32 protein-coding genes are annotated in these 16,903 nt (G+C 62.3%); all 32 read right to left on the bottom strand.

Features of this window, described 5'->3' with window-relative positions:
• Positions 1–22: 22 nt before the first annotated feature.
• A complete protein-coding gene (locus ABLA28_RS02305) occupies positions 23–1,594 on the bottom strand; it encodes an energy-coupling factor transporter ATPase (protein ID WP_347712349.1) in 1,572 nt (523 codons plus the stop codon).
• Between the two features lie 20 nt (positions 1,595–1,614).
• On the bottom strand, positions 1,615–1,974 hold the full coding sequence (gene rplQ, locus ABLA28_RS02310; protein ID WP_299301579.1) for a 50S ribosomal protein L17: 360 nt from the start codon (positions 1,972–1,974) through the stop codon (positions 1,615–1,617).
• A gap of 4 nt (positions 1,975–1,978) precedes the next feature.
• On the bottom strand, positions 1,979–2,977 hold the full coding sequence (locus ABLA28_RS02315; protein WP_315101520.1) for a DNA-directed RNA polymerase subunit alpha: 999 nt from the start codon (positions 2,975–2,977) through the stop codon (positions 1,979–1,981).
• 98 nt (positions 2,978–3,075) lie between these two features.
• On the bottom strand, positions 3,076–3,468 hold the full coding sequence (gene rpsK / locus ABLA28_RS02320) for a 30S ribosomal protein S11 (protein ID WP_314717477.1): 393 nt from the start codon (positions 3,466–3,468) through the stop codon (positions 3,076–3,078).
• A gap of 174 nt (positions 3,469–3,642) precedes the next feature.
• A complete protein-coding gene (gene rpsM / locus ABLA28_RS02325; protein WP_299077742.1) occupies positions 3,643–4,020 on the bottom strand; it encodes a 30S ribosomal protein S13 in 378 nt (125 codons plus the stop codon).
• A 6-nt stretch (positions 4,021–4,026) separates the two neighbouring features.
• Positions 4,027–4,152, bottom strand: a complete 126-nt coding sequence (gene rpmJ, locus ABLA28_RS02330; protein WP_314717476.1) for a 50S ribosomal protein L36 — start codon at positions 4,150–4,152, stop codon at positions 4,027–4,029.
• A 161-nt stretch (positions 4,153–4,313) separates the two neighbouring features.
• Entirely contained in the window at positions 4,314–4,535 is a 222-nt protein-coding gene (gene infA, locus ABLA28_RS02335; protein ID WP_299299884.1) for a translation initiation factor IF-1, read from the bottom strand.
• Between the two features lie 3 nt (positions 4,536–4,538).
• Positions 4,539–4,871 (bottom strand): KOW domain-containing RNA-binding protein, encoded by a 333-nt coding sequence (locus ABLA28_RS02340; RefSeq protein WP_347712350.1) that lies wholly within the window; start codon positions 4,869–4,871, stop codon positions 4,539–4,541.
• On the bottom strand, positions 4,856–5,632 hold the full coding sequence (gene map / locus ABLA28_RS02345) for a type I methionyl aminopeptidase (RefSeq protein ID WP_347712351.1): 777 nt from the start codon (positions 5,630–5,632) through the stop codon (positions 4,856–4,858). Before map ends, ABLA28_RS02340 begins: the two co-directional genes overlap by 16 nt.
• Positions 5,619–6,272: an adenylate kinase gene (locus ABLA28_RS02350; protein ID WP_347712352.1), complete on the bottom strand. Its 654-nt coding sequence runs from the start codon at positions 6,270–6,272 to the stop codon at positions 5,619–5,621. Before ABLA28_RS02350 ends, map begins: the two co-directional genes overlap by 14 nt.
• Before the next feature lie 21 nt (positions 6,273–6,293).
• Positions 6,294–7,598, bottom strand: coding sequence for a preprotein translocase subunit SecY (gene secY, locus ABLA28_RS02355; protein WP_347712353.1), 1,305 nt, complete (start codon positions 7,596–7,598; stop codon positions 6,294–6,296).
• Between the two features lies 1 nt (position 7,599).
• Positions 7,600–8,046: a 50S ribosomal protein L15 gene (rplO, locus tag ABLA28_RS02360; protein ID WP_314717471.1), complete on the bottom strand. Its 447-nt coding sequence runs from the start codon at positions 8,044–8,046 to the stop codon at positions 7,600–7,602.
• Positions 8,047–8,060: 14 nt separating this feature from the next.
• Entirely contained in the window at positions 8,061–8,243 is a 183-nt protein-coding gene (rpmD, locus tag ABLA28_RS02365) for a 50S ribosomal protein L30 (RefSeq protein WP_347712354.1), read from the bottom strand.
• Positions 8,244–8,274: 31 nt separating this feature from the next.
• Positions 8,275–8,796, bottom strand: a complete 522-nt coding sequence (gene rpsE / locus ABLA28_RS02370) for a 30S ribosomal protein S5 (RefSeq protein WP_299299872.1) — start codon at positions 8,794–8,796, stop codon at positions 8,275–8,277.
• 38 nt (positions 8,797–8,834) lie between these two features.
• Positions 8,835–9,200, bottom strand: coding sequence for a 50S ribosomal protein L18 (gene rplR, locus ABLA28_RS02375; RefSeq protein ID WP_299299870.1), 366 nt, complete (start codon positions 9,198–9,200; stop codon positions 8,835–8,837).
• A gap of 17 nt (positions 9,201–9,217) precedes the next feature.
• On the bottom strand, positions 9,218–9,757 hold the full coding sequence (gene rplF, locus ABLA28_RS02380; protein WP_299299868.1) for a 50S ribosomal protein L6: 540 nt from the start codon (positions 9,755–9,757) through the stop codon (positions 9,218–9,220).
• A gap of 16 nt (positions 9,758–9,773) precedes the next feature.
• Positions 9,774–10,178: a 30S ribosomal protein S8 gene (gene rpsH / locus ABLA28_RS02385; protein WP_299077710.1), complete on the bottom strand. Its 405-nt coding sequence runs from the start codon at positions 10,176–10,178 to the stop codon at positions 9,774–9,776.
• A 17-nt stretch (positions 10,179–10,195) separates the two neighbouring features.
• Positions 10,196–10,381, bottom strand: a complete 186-nt coding sequence (locus tag ABLA28_RS02390) for a type Z 30S ribosomal protein S14 (RefSeq protein WP_299299866.1) — start codon at positions 10,379–10,381, stop codon at positions 10,196–10,198.
• Between the two features lie 20 nt (positions 10,382–10,401).
• Positions 10,402–10,947 (bottom strand): 50S ribosomal protein L5, encoded by a 546-nt coding sequence (gene rplE, locus ABLA28_RS02395; protein WP_299299864.1) that lies wholly within the window; start codon positions 10,945–10,947, stop codon positions 10,402–10,404.
• A gap of 17 nt (positions 10,948–10,964) precedes the next feature.
• Positions 10,965–11,288 (bottom strand): 50S ribosomal protein L24, encoded by a 324-nt coding sequence (gene rplX, locus ABLA28_RS02400; protein ID WP_299077700.1) that lies wholly within the window; start codon positions 11,286–11,288, stop codon positions 10,965–10,967.
• 13 nt (positions 11,289–11,301) lie between these two features.
• Positions 11,302–11,670 (bottom strand): 50S ribosomal protein L14, encoded by a 369-nt coding sequence (rplN, locus tag ABLA28_RS02405; RefSeq protein WP_299299861.1) that lies wholly within the window; start codon positions 11,668–11,670, stop codon positions 11,302–11,304.
• A gap of 3 nt (positions 11,671–11,673) precedes the next feature.
• Positions 11,674–11,976: a 30S ribosomal protein S17 gene (gene rpsQ / locus ABLA28_RS02410; protein WP_347712355.1), complete on the bottom strand. Its 303-nt coding sequence runs from the start codon at positions 11,974–11,976 to the stop codon at positions 11,674–11,676.
• Positions 11,977–11,983: 7 nt separating this feature from the next.
• The gene (gene rpmC, locus ABLA28_RS02415; RefSeq protein WP_314717457.1) at positions 11,984–12,199 is read right to left on the bottom strand and encodes a 50S ribosomal protein L29; all 216 of its coding nucleotides are present in this window, start codon (positions 12,197–12,199) and stop codon (positions 11,984–11,986) included.
• Positions 12,199–12,624: a 50S ribosomal protein L16 gene (gene rplP, locus ABLA28_RS02420; RefSeq protein ID WP_299299855.1), complete on the bottom strand. Its 426-nt coding sequence runs from the start codon at positions 12,622–12,624 to the stop codon at positions 12,199–12,201. Before rplP ends, rpmC begins: the two co-directional genes overlap by 1 nt.
• Positions 12,625–12,630: 6 nt before the next feature.
• Complete coding sequence (gene rpsC / locus ABLA28_RS02425) at positions 12,631–13,305, bottom strand: 30S ribosomal protein S3 (protein ID WP_299299854.1); 675 nt, start codon at positions 13,303–13,305, stop codon at positions 12,631–12,633.
• Between the two features lie 12 nt (positions 13,306–13,317).
• On the bottom strand, positions 13,318–13,659 hold the full coding sequence (rplV, locus tag ABLA28_RS02430; RefSeq protein ID WP_299075765.1) for a 50S ribosomal protein L22: 342 nt from the start codon (positions 13,657–13,659) through the stop codon (positions 13,318–13,320).
• A 10-nt stretch (positions 13,660–13,669) separates the two neighbouring features.
• The gene (gene rpsS, locus ABLA28_RS02435) at positions 13,670–13,951 is read right to left on the bottom strand and encodes a 30S ribosomal protein S19 (protein ID WP_299075763.1); all 282 of its coding nucleotides are present in this window, start codon (positions 13,949–13,951) and stop codon (positions 13,670–13,672) included.
• 21 nt (positions 13,952–13,972) lie between these two features.
• Positions 13,973–14,800, bottom strand: a complete 828-nt coding sequence (rplB, locus tag ABLA28_RS02440) for a 50S ribosomal protein L2 (RefSeq protein ID WP_299299852.1) — start codon at positions 14,798–14,800, stop codon at positions 13,973–13,975.
• A gap of 31 nt (positions 14,801–14,831) precedes the next feature.
• Positions 14,832–15,128 (bottom strand): 50S ribosomal protein L23, encoded by a 297-nt coding sequence (gene rplW / locus ABLA28_RS02445; RefSeq protein ID WP_299299849.1) that lies wholly within the window; start codon positions 15,126–15,128, stop codon positions 14,832–14,834.
• Positions 15,125–15,748 carry a 50S ribosomal protein L4 gene (rplD, locus tag ABLA28_RS02450; protein WP_314717448.1) on the bottom strand — a complete coding sequence of 208 codons (624 nt, stop codon included), beginning with the start codon at positions 15,746–15,748 and terminating at the stop codon, positions 15,125–15,127. The genes rplW and rplD overlap by 4 nt, the downstream gene beginning before the upstream one ends.
• A gap of 27 nt (positions 15,749–15,775) precedes the next feature.
• Positions 15,776–16,402 carry a 50S ribosomal protein L3 gene (rplC, locus tag ABLA28_RS02455; RefSeq protein WP_314717444.1) on the bottom strand — a complete coding sequence of 209 codons (627 nt, stop codon included), beginning with the start codon at positions 16,400–16,402 and terminating at the stop codon, positions 15,776–15,778.
• A gap of 183 nt (positions 16,403–16,585) precedes the next feature.
• A complete protein-coding gene (gene rpsJ / locus ABLA28_RS02460) occupies positions 16,586–16,891 on the bottom strand; it encodes a 30S ribosomal protein S10 (protein WP_299299843.1) in 306 nt (101 codons plus the stop codon).
• Positions 16,892–16,903: the final 12 nt, after the last annotated feature.

Raw genomic sequence — 16,903 nt, forward strand, 5'->3', positions numbered from 1 at the left:
ACTCGACTAGTCGTCGGCAGCGTCAGATGTGTATAAGAGACAGCTCCCCCACCGTCCTTCCGGAATCCATGACGAGCAGCCGGTCGCAGCACCCGAAGGCCATCTCGAGGTCGTGGGTGATGGTGATGACCGTCCGGCCGCATCGCCTCAGGTCCGATAAAAGGCAGAGGATCCTCCTCCGGTAGGCCGCGTCGAGCCCAGCCGTCGGCTCGTCGAGGATAAGGCACTCCGGATCGGCGGCCAGCACGGAGGCGATGGCCACCAGACGGCGCTCCCCCCCCGACAGGGCCAGAGGGTTGCGGAGGAGAAAATCGTCGTTCAGCCCCACATCGGAGATGGCCGAACGGACCGCCTGCTCCAGACGCTCGTCCTCGAAGCCGGCGTTGGCCGGGGCGAAGGAGAGCTCCTCCCGCACCGTCGGACAGAAGAGCTGATCCTCGGGGGTCTGAAAGACGAGCCCCACCCTCCTGCGAAGCCGATGCAGGTCCTCGCCCGCCTGAGGAAGGGGCGAGCCCTCGATGAGTATCCGCCCCGACTGCACCTTGTAGAGGCCGTTCAGGTGCTGGACCAGCGTCGATTTTCCGCTCCCGGTGCGTCCGACCACCGCGGTCCACGCCCCTCGAGGAAAAAGCGCATCGACGCCGTCCAATATGAGGGGCGTCTCGGGCGAGGGGGCATCGAAGCGGAAGGACAGGTCCCGAACCTCCAGAAGAGCCGGGAGCTCGGGGACGGAGCGCCGATCGGCCGGTGGCGGGGACGAGGCGGACCGGCCCGGAAGACGCGCCGCGACCGCAGATGTGACGCCCTCGACCGTGGAGGAGGGAACCGATACCCCCCTCGCCCCCAGACGGGCGGCCAGGCGGCGCAGCGGAGGAAGCTCGAAGCCAAGCCGCTCCGCATCCGGCCAGAAGTCGCGCGCATCCCCCTGCCAGAGCCATCGTCCCTTCGAGAGGACAAGGATCCGGTCGGCGTCCTCGAGGCACTCCAACTGGTGCGTCACCTGCACGAGGGCCGTCCCGGACTCATGGATGGCGCGCAGCACCCCGGCGACCTCGAGGCGCCCTTCGGGGTCCAGCATCGCGGTGGGCTCGTCCAGAATGAGGCATTCGGCCTTCGAGGCCAGCGCCCCCGCCAGGGCCACCCTCTGTTTCTCGCCGCCCGAGAGGGCCGAGACCGGGGAGGAACGTTTGTGCGCCATCCCCACGCGTTCCAGGGCCCACGCCACCCGTTCCTCGATCTCCGAGGGGGGCAGTCCCTGATTCTCGGGGGCGAAGGCGACGTCGTCCTCCACGACGGCGGCCACGATCTGGCTTTCCGGGTTCTGGAAGACGACCCCCACCTTTGCGTGCAGCTCCTCAAAGGGGATCCCCCGGACATCCCGGCCAGAAATGAAACAGGCACCCTGCAAAGGAGCTTGCAGAGCGCCCAGAATCCTGACGAGCGTCGATTTTCCGGAGCCGTTGTGCCCCAGAACGGCAACCCGCTCCCCTGGACGGACATCCAGGGATATCCCGTCCAGGACCCGCCGCGTCCCGTCGTAGGAAAAGACGACCGACCGCAGGGAGAGGAGGGGCACGTTTCTTGGAGAGCTCAAGGCACTGGAAAAGCCCTGGGCTATCTCTCGATAAGCTGAATCACGGCCATCGGCGCGCCGTCGCCCGAGCGGTTCCCCAGTTTGACGATGCGCGTGTACCCGCCCTTGTCGAAAGAGGCATAGCGGGGGGCCAGTTCCTGAAACAGCTTCGTCGCAGCCTCCTTGTGAGGCATCCGGGAGAACACGAGGCGGATGTCGTGAACGGAACCGCCGCGGGCCCGGGTGATCAGCTTCTCGGCGACGCGGCGCAGTTCCTTGGCGCGGGTGACGGTGGTCTGAATCTGCCCGTTCAGGAACAGGCTGGCGGCCATGTTGGCCAGCATCGCCCTTCTATGGCTGCCGTAGCGGCCAAGCGTTCTATGATCCACACGGTGTCTCATAGCCTTAATCCTCCTTGGTTGCTTTTATATCTTTCTTCTCGCGCAGCTTCAAGCCGGCGCTCTCCAATTTCTCCCAGATCTCGTTCAGGGATATCTTCCCCAGGTTGCGGATCTTCAGAAGGTCCTCCCGCGACTTCTGCAGGAGGTCCCCAATCGTCTGAATGCCGCCGCGCAGGAGGCAGTTCTCGCTCCGGATCGAGAGCTCGAGGTCCCGAACCGGGCGCGCGAAGAGCTCGGCATCCCCATCGGCGATCTTGGCGCCCCTGCCCTTTTCGTCACTGGGCCCCGTCTGGAGCCCCTCCTCGCGGCACTGCTCGAGGGCCGAGACGACATTGCCGAAATAGGTCCGGACGATCTCCGCCGCCTCGCCGACCGCCATGTCCGGGGTGACGATGCCGTTCGTCCAGACGTCCAGGATCAGGCGCTCGTAGTCCGTCCTCTGCCCGACCCGCGCCGCCTCCACCCGGTAGTTCACGCGAAGGACCGGGGAGAAGATGGCGTCGGTGAGCAGGGCGTCCACCGGGAGATAGGAGGGACGGGGCCGCTCGGCGGAGAGATAGCCCGTCCCCTGCTCGACGTAGAGCTCCATGGCAAGGCGCGTCCCCTTCTCCAGCGTGCAGATCTTCGCGTCGGGATCGACGAAATCGACCTCGCTGTCCACCTGGATGTCCCTGGCCGTCACGAGTCCCGCTTTTTCGAGCTCCACGGAAATGACGCGCACCTCTTTGCTCCTGGAACGGACGGGGACATGCTTCAGATTCATCATAATCTCGATGACATCCTCGCGCACGCCCGGGACGGTGCTGAATTCGTGCAGTACTCCCTCAATGCGGACCGACGTGATGGCGGCGCCTCGGATCGAGGAGAGCAGCACCCGACGCAGCGCGTTGCCCAACGTCATGCCGTAGCCCCGTTCCAGAGGCTCCAAAGCCAGACGTCCGTAAGTGGGGGTGTTCTCCTCCAGCTTAAGGACGGGCCGTAAGATTTCCAAGGTTTCCGACATTGTTTATGCTCCTATTCTTCACAGACGCCGAAAGGCCGGGTTTCAACACACCCATGAGACGCTCTCGCCGTCAAAGCTGCCAAAAGCACGGAGGACGTTTAGACCCTGCGTCTTTTGGGCGGGCGGCAGCCGTTGTGAGGAATGGGGGTCGTGTCCCTGATCAGGTTGACCTGAAGCCCCGCAGCCTGAAGGGAGCGGATGGCGGACTCGCGGCCCGGCCCAGGCCCCTTCACGATGACGTCGATCTCACGCACGCCGTGATCCTGAGCTCCCTTGGCCACCTGCTGCGCCGAGATCTGCGCCGCGAATGGGGTGGACTTGCGGGTCCCCTTGAACCCCACGTTGCCCCCGCTGGACCAGGAGAGGACGTTGCCGCCCCTGTCGCTGATGCAGAGAATCGTATTGTTGAAGGTGGAGTAGATATGGGCCACCCCATAACTGATATTCTTCTTTTCACGCTTTTTGCCCTTACGGACCGTTCTTTTGGCCACGCGCGTTTCGCCTCCTCCAAAAATCTTCCCGTTTTTTCTTAGAGGACAAAGTAATCCATTTCTAAATCATTTGTAGGCGAGGCGGCCTTTGCGAACCGAAGCGAAGGCGTACAAAAAGGTACGTCGAGCAAGGTGAGCAAAGACAACGAAGCATACGAATGATTTGAATTGGAATTACTTGCCCGCCATCTTCTTATTGGCTACAGTACGCCGCGGCCCCTTGCGCGTCCTGGCGTTGGTCTTCGTCTTCTGACCCCGGACGGGCAGCCCCTGCTTGTGCCGGAGCCCCCTGTAGCAGCCGATGTCGATCAGCCGCTTGATGTTCATCGAGACCTCGCGGCGCAGGTCGCCCTCCACCCGGTAGTGGTCCTCGATCTCACGGCGCAGCTTCTGCACGTCGGCCTCCGAGAGGTCCTTGACCCGGATATTGGGGTCGACGCCCGTGGCCGCCAGAATCTTCTTCGACGAGGGAAGGCCGATGCCGAAGATATAGGTCAACGCAATTTCAATGCGCTTCTCGCGCGGGATGTCCACACCTGAAATACGAGCCATTCCCTCTTACCTCCTCGCACCCTGACGCTGCTTGTGGCGCGGGTCGCGGCTGCAGATGATCCGCACGACGCCGTTGCGCCGAATCACACGACAAAACTCACAGATCGGTTTGACCGACGGTTTCACCTTCATTGTTCCCACTCCTCAGCAAATCTTCAGAAAAACGCCGGCCGGGACACACAAACAGCCCCCAGCGCCTCCTGGTCATTCAACTCCAACATACGGGCTTTCAGCCTGCGCCCCCATCCGAATCGGGACCTCCGACGGAGGACAGAGGGCCGGACGCTCCCCGTTTATTTATAGCGGTAAATGATCCTTCCCCTGGTGAGATCGTAAGGGGAGACCTCGACCAGGACCCTGTCCCCGGGAAGGATCCGGATGAAATGCATTCGCATCTTGCCCGAGACGTGAGCCAGGAGCTTGTGCCCGTTCTCCAGCTCCACACGAAACATGGCGTTGGGAAGAGGTTCCGAGACGACGCCCCTCGCTTCGATGACTTCCTCTTTGTTTGCCATTCGCTACCCTGCCTCTCCGTTCCGACTTCTTTCCTCGTTCAGCGCATCTCCATCGAGCGCGTTCAGGATCTGACAAAAGCGCCCCCGGTCAATGTCCCTGCCCGACCGTACCCACTCGGCGACCTCCGCCGCAAAGAGCGACGTCGGCTGTACATGCTTCGGATTCTTCCTCTTCGGCCGCGACACGTTGAACCGGTCCGCGTCCGCCAGGGCCAATCTGTCCTCTTCCGGGAAACCCACCACCACATAGCGGCTTCCCCTGTCCTTGCCCCTTCTGGAGAGCACCACCTGCCCCAGTCTGTAGGGTCCGAAGCGGGGGTCTAGGGACTTGTCCATGGAGTCAATATCTCCGGCCCATCGGCCGTAACGGCGATGGACCTCTCGAAATGCGCTGCATCGGAACCGTCGGCGGTAACGACCACCCACCCGTTCTCTCCGATCAGGACCTTCTCGCGCCCCGCCATGATCATGGGCTCTATCGCCAGGGTCATGCCGGGCTGGAGGGTCACGCCCCGACCGGAGCGCCCGAAGTTGGGGACCTGGGGCGCCTCATGAAGCTTCTTCCCCACGCCGTGCCCCGTAAAGTCCCGGACGATGCCGTACCCCAGCGGAACGACGTAGGACTCGACGGCATGTCCGATATCTCCGATCGTCCTGCCCGCGAGGGCCGCGGCGATGGCCCGGTTCAGAGACGCCTCCGTCACGTCGAGGAGCTTCCGACGCTCCGCGCTGACGGCCCCCACGGGGTAGGTACAGGCGGCATCCCCATAATAACCGTCCAGGCAGGCCCCAACGTCCACGCTCAGGATGTCGCCCTCCGCCAGCCTGCGCCCGTCGCTGGGAAAACCATGGACGATCTCCTCGTTGATCGAGGCGCAGATCGTCCCCGGGAAGGGGCTCATGGAGGGCGCAGGACGGTATCCCTTGAACGCGGGCGCCGCCCCGCAGGAGCGGATATGCTCCTCCGCCACGCGGTCCAGCTCTCCCGTGGAGATCCCCGGGCGGACGGCCTCCCGCAGGAGGTCCAGCACCTCCGCGACCACCTTGCCCGCCCGACGCATCAGGACGAGCTCCTCCTCCGACTTAAGATGCACCATGCCGTTTCAGAATCGCCGCGATATCGCCATAGGCCGCTTCCGGAGCCTGAGAGGCGTCCACAGCGCTCAGCAGTCCCTTTTTCCCATACCAGTCGATCAGCGGCTGGGTCTGGTCGTGGAAGACCTTCAATCGATTTCGGATCACGGACTCCTCGTCGTCGTCCCTCTGATAAAGCTCCCCGCTGCAGGCAGGGCAGCTGTGCCCGTCCCCGTCCAGGGTCAGGAGGTTGAAGATCGCCCCGCAGGAACGGCAGGTCCGCCGGTTTGAGAGACGCCGGACCAGGGCCTCGTCCCCGATGTCGAAGAGGATGACCGCATCCAGCGCCTGGCCCCGCTCCGCAAGGAAGCTCTCGAGGAACTCCGCCTGCGCTATGGTGCGGGGAAAACCGTCCAGCAGGAACCCCGCCTTCATGTCGGGCTCCAGAAGACGGCCCGACACCATCTTCAGGACGACCTCGTCGGGAACCAGGGCCCCCTTGTCCATGTAGCTGCGGGCAAGGAGACCGAGAGGCGTCTCCTTCTTCAGGTTCTTCCGAAAGATATCGCCGGTCGAGACGTGGGCACAGCCGAGACGCTCCTTCAAAAGAGCGGCCTGCGTTCCCTTTCCCGAGCCCGGAGCACCTAAAAGGACCAATCTCACGGTGATTCGCCTCCTATGCCCTTACATGCGGAGCAGGCTGCCCGATTTTCCGCCGGACTTCCTGAGGATGCCGTCGTAGTGGCGCATCAAAAGCTGGGCTTCGATCTGATGTACGGTGTCGAGCGCGACGCCGACGACGATCAGGACCGCCGTGCCGCCGAAATAGAAGCTCTTGATCCCCATGATGGAGGACATGAAGTTGGGGACCAGGGCGATGATCGCCAAAAAGACGGCCCCGCCCAGCGTGATGCGCTCCATCACCTTCGTGATGTAGTCCGCCGTGGGCTGACCGGGCCGGATGCCCAGGATGAACCCGCCGTACTTCTTCATGTTGTTGGCGATGTCCGTTGGGTTGAAGACGACCGCCGTGTAGAAGTAGGCGAAGAATATGATCAGCGCGACATAGCAGATGATGTAGAACAGGCTGTTCGGCTCAAAAAGAGCCTTAAGGAATCGTCCAATGGAGCTCTCGCTGAAGAAATTCGCCACCGTGTAGGGAAAGATCAGGATGGACGAGGCGAAGATGATGGGGATGACCCCGGACTGATTGACCCTCAGCGGGATAAACGTGCTCTGGCCGCCGTACACCTTGTTGCCCACCACGCGCTTGGCGTACTGGACCGGCAGACGCCGCTGCCCCTCCTGGAGCATGATGCATCCCGCGACGACGATGACCATGAGGATGAGCCCGACCAGAAGCGCCAGCAGGTTCAGCTGCCCCACGCGGACCATGCTCCAGCTCTGCATCACCGCCTCGGGGATCCGGGCCACGATGCCCGCGAAGATCAGGAGGGAGATGCCGTTGCCGATGCCGTGATCCGACAGTTCCTCGCCCATCCACATCACGGCGATGGAACCCGCCGTGAGCGTCGTCACGACCAGAAGCGCGCTGAAGAAGCTGCCGGAGAAGATCCCGAGGCTTCCCAGCCACGCCGTCATACCCACGCCCTGCACCACGGCGAAGAGCACGGAACCGTAGCGCGTCCACTGGACGATCTTCTTGCGCCCCTCGGTGTTGTCCTTCTGGAGCTTCTCCAGGTAGGGGAAGATGACGACCAGGAGCTGCATGACGATGCTCGAGTTGATGTAGGGAGCGACCCCGAGGGAGAAGATGCTGAAACGCTGCAGGGCCCCGCCGGAGAAGAGGTTCAGGAAATCCAGAACCCCGCTGTTGTTGCCGCCGAAGAGCTGAGCCATCGCCGCCGTATCGACGCCCGGCGTGGGGATATGGGCCCCAAGCCGGAAGACGAACAGGACGCCGAGGGTGAACAGGATCCGTCGTTTAAGGTCGGGCAGTCTGAAGGCGTCGCCGAAAGACCCGAGCACGTCAGATCACCTCGACCTTCCCGCCTGCCGCCTCGATCTTCGCACGCGCCCCGCCGCTGACCGCATCGACCTTCAGGGTCAGAGCCTTGGCGAGATCTCCCTTAGCCAGTATCTTGACGGGCAGGGAGTCGGAACGGATCAGCCCTGCGTTCAGGAGATCGTGAGCGGTAACCTCGCGGCCCGCCTCGAACTTATCGTTCAGGGAAGAGACATTGACGATTTGATACTCCCGGGCGAAACGGGCGTTGTTGAAGCCGCGCTTGGGCACCCTGCGGGCCAGAGGCATCTGGCCTCCCTCGAACCCGGGGCGCACGCCGCCGCCCGCCCGGGCCTTGTGTCCCTTGTGGCCCTTCCCCGCGGTCTTGCCCGTGCCGCTGGCGATTCCCTGCCCCAGGCGCTTGGCCTTCTTTCGGGAGCCCGGTGCGGGGCTGAGATCGTGAATATTCATGTGCGTCCGCCTCCTCAGTTATCGCTCGTCCAGACGACCAGGTGCCTGACGTGCTCGATCATGCCGCGGATCTGAGGGGTATCCTCGTGTTCCACCGTCGACTGCAGCTTGTGAAATCCCAAAGCCTTGAGGGTCCGCTTCTGACGCTCCGCGAACCCGATGGCGCTCTTGATCCATTTGATCCTTATCTTAGCCATAGGGACAACCTCCTAATGCACCCGAGTCCGCCTAGTCCGCGGATGCGGCCGCGGGTTCCGGGGCCTTCTTCCCGCGCAGCTTGTAGATCTCCTCCGCGGTACGGGTCTCCTTGATGGCCTCCAGGGTCGCCCAGGCCACGTTGATGGAGTTGGAGGTACGCCCCACGACCTTGGTGACGACGTCCTTGACGCCGCCCAGCTCCATGATGGCGCGCACCACCCCGCCGGCGATGACTCCCGTTCCGGCAGGAGCGGGCTTCAGCAGGACCGCGGCGGCTCCGAAGTTGCCCGTGACGGGGTGGGGCATCGTATCCCCAGCCCGGCGGATCTCCACGAGCTCCTTGCTCGCCTTGTCGATCCCCTTGCGCACGGCCTCGGATATCTCCTTGGCCTTGCCGATCCCCGCCCCGACATAGCGTTCGCCGTCCCCGACGACGACAAGCACGGCGAACTTGAAGCGTTTGCCGCCCTTGACGACCTTGCTCACGCGGTTGATGGCGACGACGCGCTCTTTCAGCTCCAGGGATTTAGCATCGATTCGCTTTTTGATCATGATCAGCCTGCTCTCCTAAAATATTCAGCCGAGGCCGATTAAAACTTGAGGCCGGCCTCGCGGGCCGCATCAGCCAGGGCCTTGACCTTGCCGTGATACTCATGGCCGCCGCGGTCGAAGACCACCGCCTCGATTCCCTTCGCCCTCGCCCGCTCCGCGGCCAGCTTGCCGACCGCCTTGGCGGCCTCGACGTTGCAGGTCCCCTTGAGCCCTTCCCTGACAGATTTCTCCAGGCTGGAGGCCGCCGCCAGAGTATGCCCCAGGTCGTCGTCGATGATCTGGACGTAAACGTACTTCAGGCTGTGAAAGACGGCCATCCTCGGCTTCTCGGCCGTGCCCGCAAGCGTCCGGCGCAGCCTCTCATGCCGCACGACGCGCAAGTCATTTCTGCTTCTCTTCTTCATTTCGAGTCCACCCTCGCCTACTTCGCGCCGGTCTTACCGGCCTTGCGAACGATATGCTCGTCCTGGAAACGAATCCCCTTGCCATGATAGGGCTCCGGCGGGCGATACTCCCGGATGAGGGCGCAGGTCTGCCCCACCAGCTCCTTATCGATTCCCTTGACGACGAGTTTGACCGGGTTCTCCACGACGATCTCGACCCCCTGGGGAGGGGTGAACTCGACCGGATGGGAAAAGCCCAGGTTCATGACGAGCTTCTTGCCCTGCAGCTGGGCCCTCCAGCCCACGCCGACGATCTCCATCGTCTTCTGGAACCCCTCGGTCACCCCGGTCACCATGTTGGCGATCAGGGCCCGGGTCATCCCGTGCCAGGCGCAGGTCTGCTTCTCGTCGTTCGACCGGGACACCACGACCCTGTCGTCCGAGACGTCCACCGCAATTCCGGGCATCAACGGGGTGTTCAGCTCCCCCTTCGTGCCCTTCACCACGACCTTATCTCCTTTAATCGTCACGCTCGTCCCCTTGGGGAGGACGATCGCCTTGCGTCCAATGCGAGACATCCGTAAAAGCCCCCCCTTACCAGACGTAGCAGAGGACTTCTCCGCCCAGCCCCAGCTTGGCGGCCTCGGAGCCCGACTTCAGCCCCTGGGAGGTCGAGAGCACGGCCAGCCCAAGCCCCCCCATGACGACGGGCAGCTTGTCCTTGCCTACGTAGATCCTTCGCCCCGGCTTGCTGATCCGGCGCAGCCCCTGAATCACGCGCTCGCGGTCGGGGCCGTAGGAGAGGAAGATGCGGATCGAAGCATAGGGCTTCTTCGGGTCGGTGATCGTCTTGAAGTTCCTGATATAGCCCTCTTCCTTGAGAATCCGGGCGATGGCCAGCTTCATCTTGCTGGCGGGAACATCCACGCTGTCGCTGTAAATCATGTTCGCGTTGCGCACCCTCGTGAGCATATCCGCGATGGGATCGTTAACGTACATTCCGTTGCCCCCCTAGGCTACCAGCTCGATTTGACGACGCCGGGTATTCTGCCCTCCCGGGCCAGCTTGCGGAAGCAGCAGCGGCACATGTCGAACATACGCATATAGGCGTGCACCCTGCCGCACAGCGGGCAGCGGTTGTGCCGCCGCACCTCGAACTTAGGGGCCAGTGTCGCCTTGTGTCTCATAGCCTTCCTTGCCATTTCTCTGCCTTGCCCCCTGTCTAACGATTGTTGAAGGGCATTCCCATGCCCTTGAGGAGCGCATAGGCCTCCTCGTCGCTCGAAGCGCTGGTCACGATGGAGACGTTCATGCCCCGGGAACGGATAACCTTGTCGTAGCTGATTTCCGGGAAGATGAGCTGCTCACGCAGCCCCAGGTTGTAGTTCCCGCGGCCGTCGAACCCGCGCTTCGAAACGCCCTGAAAGTCCTTGATGCTGGGCAGGGCCAGAGAGATCAGGCGGTCCAGGAACTCCCACATGCGTTCCCCCCGGAGGGTGACCGAACAGGCCACGGGCATCCCCTCGCGCACCTTGAACCCGGCGATGGACTTCTTCGCACGCTTGAGAAGGGGCTGCTGCCCCGTAATCGCGCGAAGCTCGGCGATCGCCGCATCCATAAACTTGATATCCAGTTTGGCGTCGCCCACCCCAATGTTCACCACGATCTTCTTGATCTTGGGGAGCTGCATCACGTTCCCGTACCCGAACTCCTTCTGCAGGGCGGAAGCGACCTCCGTCTTGTACTTCTCCAACATACGCGGCGTCATTTTCGTGTCCTCCCCAATCAGGCCCTGTCGATGATCTCGCCGCACTTCTTGCAGACGCGGACCTTCTTGCCGCTCTCCAGGAAGGAGGAGCCGACGCGCGTTGCCTTCCCGCACTGCGGGCAGACCAGCATCACCTTGGCGGCGTAGATGGGGGCCTCCTGTTTGACGATCCCCGCCTGAGGGCTCTTCTGGCTGGGCCTCATGTGGCGCGAGACCATGTTCACGCCCTCGACGACGACCATGTCGCGCGCCGGGAAGCGGCGCATGATCTTGCCTTCCTTGCCCTTGTCCTTGCCGGAGATCACATGGACCCGGTCGTTTTTCCTGAGTCTTACCGACATAATTCCACGCCTCCTAAACCACTTCGGGCGCGAGGGAGAGAATGCGCATGTACTTCTTCGCGCGCAGCTCCCGGCCCACGGGACCAAAGATGCGCGTCCCCTTCGGCTCCCCGTTGTTGTCGATGATCACGGCGGCGTTGTCGTCGAAGCGGACGTAAGAACCGTCGCGGCGGCGAACTTCCTTCCGGGTGCGGACGATCACGGCCTTGACCACGGACCCCTTGGCGATGTTGCTGTTGGGGATGGCCTCGCGAACCGAGGCGACGATGACGTCGCCGATCGAGCCCCACTTACGCCGGCTCCCGCCCATGACCTGGATGCAGAAAAGCTTCCGGGCTCCGGAGTTGTCAGCAACGTTCAATACTGTCGTCAACTGAATCATAACTTACTCCTCCCCGGGCGTATCAGAACCAAAGACAGGGGCGCGCCGCATCACTTCAATGAGCTCCCACCTCTTGGTCCTGCTCAGAGGACGCGTCTCGCGGATTCGCACCTGGTCTCCGATGCGGCAGGTGTTCTCCTCGTCGTGAGCCACGTACTTCTTGGCCCTCTGAATACGCTTCCCGTAAAGGGGGTGCTCCGCAAGGCGGGAGACCTTGACGACCACCGTCTTGTCCATTTTATTGCTGACCACTATTCCCACCCGAACCTTACGGTGGGAGAGCCCCGTCTCCATATGTGCCTCCATGGACGACCTACCTCCTGGCCGCAGAGCCCTCCGCCGCTCGGCTCTTCTCGCCCGCGACGGTCAGCACTCTGGCTATGATCTTTCGGACATCCCGGATGCGGCTCGTGTTCTTGAGTTGTCCGACTGCGTTCTGAAAACGAAGATTGAACAGTTCTTCTTTATAGCGGCGGTACTGCTCCTGGAGCTCCTCCAGATTCAGTTCCCGAAGTTTCGTCGCATCCATCAGTCTTCACCACCCATACCTTCTCTTGACACCATGCGCACCTTGATCGGCAGTTTGTGGGAGGCCGTCCGGAAGGCCATCTCGGCGAGATCCTGAGGAATCCCCGCAAACTCGAACAGGACGCGACCCCGCTTGACGGCGGCAACCCAGAACTCGGGCGCGCCCTTTCCCTTCCCCATGCGGGTCTCCAGGGGCTTCTTCGTGTAAGGGCGGTCCGGGAAGACGCGGATCCAGATCTTTCCGCCCTTCTTCATCTTTCTGGATATCGCCACGCGGGTAGCCTCGATCTGGCGCGCCGTGATCCAGGCGTTCTCAAGGGCCTGAATTCCCCAGTCCCCGAATGCGACCGTCGTGGCGCCCTTGGAGACGCCCCGAAGGGGGGATCTGTGGGATTTTCGGTATTTTACCCTGCTGGGCATAAGCATGACGAACTACCCCCTTGCCCTTTCACGGCGGCCGCTGCGAGGCGCCACGGGGCGCTCGTTCTCACGGTCGCGATAAATCCAGATCTTACAGCCGATCACTCCATACATCGTGTTGGCCTCGGCAAAGCCGTAATCGATATCGGCCCGAATCGTCGAGAGGGGAAGCCGCCCCTCGTTGTACCATTCGGTACGGGCGATCTCCGCGCCTCCAAGGCGTCCGGCCACCTGAGCCTTGATCCCCAGCGCCCCCGCCTTCGTCGCGCGGAAGATCGCCTGCTTCATGGCCCGGCGGAAGGAGACGCGGCGCTCAAGCGCGGAGGCGATGCTCTCGGCGACCAACTGGGCGACGACGTCGGGATTCTTGATCTCCTGGACGTTGACCATCACCTTACCGCCGGTCAGGGCCTGAAGCTCGTCCTTGATCGTCTGGATCTCCGCCCCGCCGCGGCCGATCACCACTCCGGGCCGGGCGGTCCAAATCGTGAAGCGGATCACGTGCCCCACGCGCTCGATATCCACGCGGGAGATGGAGGCCCCCTCCCACTTCTTCAATACCCACTCACGGAGCCTGAGGTCCTCGTGCAGCTTCTTCGCATACTCCTTGCGGCCGGCGTACCACTTGGACTCCCACTCCGTAGCAACCCCAAGCCTGTATCCTACGGGATGAACCTTCTGTCCCACGAAAAAACCCTCCTAACGTTCCGAAACCGTAACGGTCACATGGGATGTGCGGTGCACATAAGGATGGGCTCTGCCCATGGAGGCGGGACGAAAGCGCTTCATCGAGGGCCCCTGATCCGCAAAGGCCGTGACGACTTGCAGCTTGTCCGTATCCATCCCGTAATTGTGCTCGGCGTTCGCCACGGCGCTCTGCAGGACCTTGTAGACGATCCGCGCGGCCTTCTGAGGGGAGAAGCGCAGAATCGTCAGGGCCTCGCCCGCATCCTTGCCCCGAATGAGGGCCAGGACCTGCCGCACCTTCATCGGGGAGATCCTGACCTGGCGCGCCATGGCCTTGGCTGTCGATTTCTCCATAGCGGCTCCCCTACCTTCCCTTCGTGGAGCGTTCCTGCCCCGCATGATGCCCAAACTTGCGCGTCGGGGCGAACTCCCCCAGCTTGTGCCCAACCATGTTCTCGCTGACGTAGACCGGCAGGTGCATCCGCCCGTTGTGGACGGCGATCGTATGACCGATCATCTGCGGAACGACGGTGGAACGACGGGACCAGGTCTTCAGGACCTTCTTGTTTCCCGATATGTTCATCTCTTCTATCTTGGCCAGGAGCCTCTGCTCGATGAAAGGCCCCTTTTTGGCGGAACGAGCCATCCTAAAAGTCCCTCCTCACGTCTACTTATCGTAACGGCGGCGAACGATCAGCCTGTCGGAAGGCTTGCGCTTGCGCGTACGATATCCCTTAGCCGGCGTGCCCCACGGAGAAACAGGATGCTTGTTGCTCTTGCTCTTTCCCTCGCCGCCGCCCATCGGGTGGTCCACCGGGTTCATCACCATGCCGCGCACGCGGGACCGGCGGCCGCTCCAACGGGTCTTCCCCGCCTTGCCCAGGGAGATGTTCTCGTAATCCTCGTTCCCCACCTGTCCCACCGTGGCCATGCACTCAAGGAGGATCAGACGGAGCTCGCCGCTGGGCATACGGATGAAGGCGTACTTGCCCTCCTTCGCCATCAGCTGGGCCGACGTCCCCGCCGCACGCACCAGCTTGGCGCCCCGCCCCGGCTCGAGCTCGAGGTTATGGACGACCGTACCCACCGGGATGTCCTTCAGCTTCAGGGCGTTGCCCGGGGTGATGTCGGCCTCGGGACCGGAATGGATCGTATCCCCGACCTTCAGCCCCTTGGGAAGCAGAATGTACCGCTTCTCGCCGTCGGCATAATGAATCAGCGCGATGCGGGCGTTCCGGTTGGGGTCGTACTCGACCGTAGCCACCTTGCCGGGGACCCCGATCTTGTCGCGGCGGAAGTCGATGATGCGGTAGGTCCGCCTGTGCCCCCCGCCGATATGACGCATCGTGATGCGGCCGGTGTTGTTGCGTCCGCCGCTCTTGCGCAACTCGGTGGTGAGGGAGCGCTCGGGCTTGTCGGCCGTAATGTCCTCGCGTCCCTGGATGGACATCTGCCGGCGGCCCGGGGTATAGGGTTTGAACTGTTTGATCGACATCTTCATCTACCTCTTTCTGGGCTGCCCCGCATCAAACCGAGGCACCCTCGAAGAACTCGATGCGTTGCCCCTCCGGCAGTGCCACAATCGCTTTCTTCCAGGACCGGGTCTTCCCCATAAAGGCGCCCATACGCTTGGGCTTGCCCTTGACGTTGATCGTGTTGACGCTCAGCACCTTCACCTTGAAGATCTGCTCGACCGCCTGGCGGATCTGGATCTTGTTGGCATCCTTGTGGACCTCGAAGGTGTACTTGTTGTGTCCCATCAGGGAGCTGCTCTTCTCGGTGACGATCGGCCGGATAACAATATCGTGAGCGACCAGATTCATCTCGCATACACCTCCTCGAGCCGGGCGACGACCTCGGGGGTCACGACCAGCGTCCTGGAGTTCAGAAGATCGTAGACGTTGATGCTGGCGATGTTGAGGAACTTGGCGCCCGGGATGTTGCGAACCGAACGCATGACGTTGTCCCCGCCCTCATGGTAGACCACAAGAACCTTCTGTGCCCCGATGGCATCCATGAAACCCTTCATGGCCTTCGTGGAGGGCTTGTCCATCTCCATCCCCCTCACCACGGTCATCAGAGAATCACGAACCTTGACCGAAAGAGCGCTCTTCATGGCCAGCCGGCGCACCTTCTTGTTGACCTTCTGGTGGTAGTCCCTCGGCTTCGGGCCGTGGGCCACGCCACCGTGGACCCAGATGGGGGAACGCGTGCTTCCCTGGCGGGCGCGCCCCGTATGCTTCTGCTTCCAGGGCTTCCTTCCGCCGCCGCTGACCTCTCCTCGGGTCTTCGTGGAGTGCGTGCCCTGGCGGCAGTTGGCCAGATGGGCCACCACGACCTGGTGCATGGCCGGGACGTGCAGCGGGGCGTCGAACACGACGTTGGAGAGCTCCATCTCCCCGGCATCCTGGCCGTTGAAATCCACAACTTTAACTGCAGGCATAATCCTTGTACCCTCCTTCCCTATCGCTTACTTCTTCTTGTAGAGGGTGACCAGGCTGTTCTTGGCACCCGGCACGGCCCCCTTGACAAGGAGGAGGTTGTTCTCCGGATCGACGGCCATGATCGTGAGATTCTTGACCGTCACCTTTTCGCTGCCCATATGTCCCGGCATCCGTTTGCCCGGGAAGATTCGGCCCGGGAAGGAGATGGCGCCGCTGGAACCGCCATGCCGATGCATGACCGACGTTCCATGGCTGAACTGCTGGCCGCCGAAGTGATAGCGCTTCATGACCCCGGCAAACCCCTTGCCCTTACTGACGCCCCTGACGTCCACCTTCTCGCCCGTCTCAAACAGATCCACCCTGATCTCCTGCCCAATCTCATACCCGTCCGCCGTCTCGAGACGAAACTCGCGCAGCGTCCGCCTGGGCTCGAGCTTGTGTTTGTCGAAAAGACCTTTTAGGGGTTTGGACAGCTTATGCGGCTTGATCGCCCCAAAGCCGAGAAGAACGGCAGAGTATCCGTTCTGTTCGGGGGTCCGGACGGCAACGACAGGGCACGGGCCCGCCGCGATCACCGTGACCGCCACGGCCTGTCCCTGCTCGTCGAAGATCTGAGCCATGCCAACCTTCTTCCCCAGTATCCCTATACCCATTGTTATATATTCTCCTTTCAGCTCCAGCGCTTCCCTTATTCCAATTCCTAACCGTTCGTATACTGCGTTGTTTTTGCTCGCCTTGCTCGACGTACCTCTTTGTACGCCTTCGCGTCGGCTCACAAAAGCCGCCTTGTCTACGAACGATTTGAAATTGGAATTACTCCATACCCCCTTAAGGGGCTAGAGCTTGATCTGGATATCGACTCCAGAGGAAAGATTGAGCTGCATCAACGCATCCATGGTCTTCTGCGTCGGTTCGACGATATCGATCAGACGCTTGTGCGTCCTCATCTCAAACTGCTCCCGCGCGTCCTTGTCCTTGTGAGGCGACTTCAGGATCGTCACCTTGCTGATCTCGGTGGGGAGGGGAATGGGGCCGGAAACCCTGGCCCCCGTGCCCTCCGCCGTCTCCGCGATCTGGGCTGCGGACGTGTCGAGAACCCTGTGGTCAAATGCCTTCAGCCGGATACGGATTCTTTTAGCCACTGCCGTGTCCCT

Source organism: uncultured Fretibacterium sp. (assembly GCF_963544685.1).
Classification (GTDB): domain Bacteria; phylum Synergistota; class Synergistia; order Synergistales; family Aminobacteriaceae; genus CAJPSE01.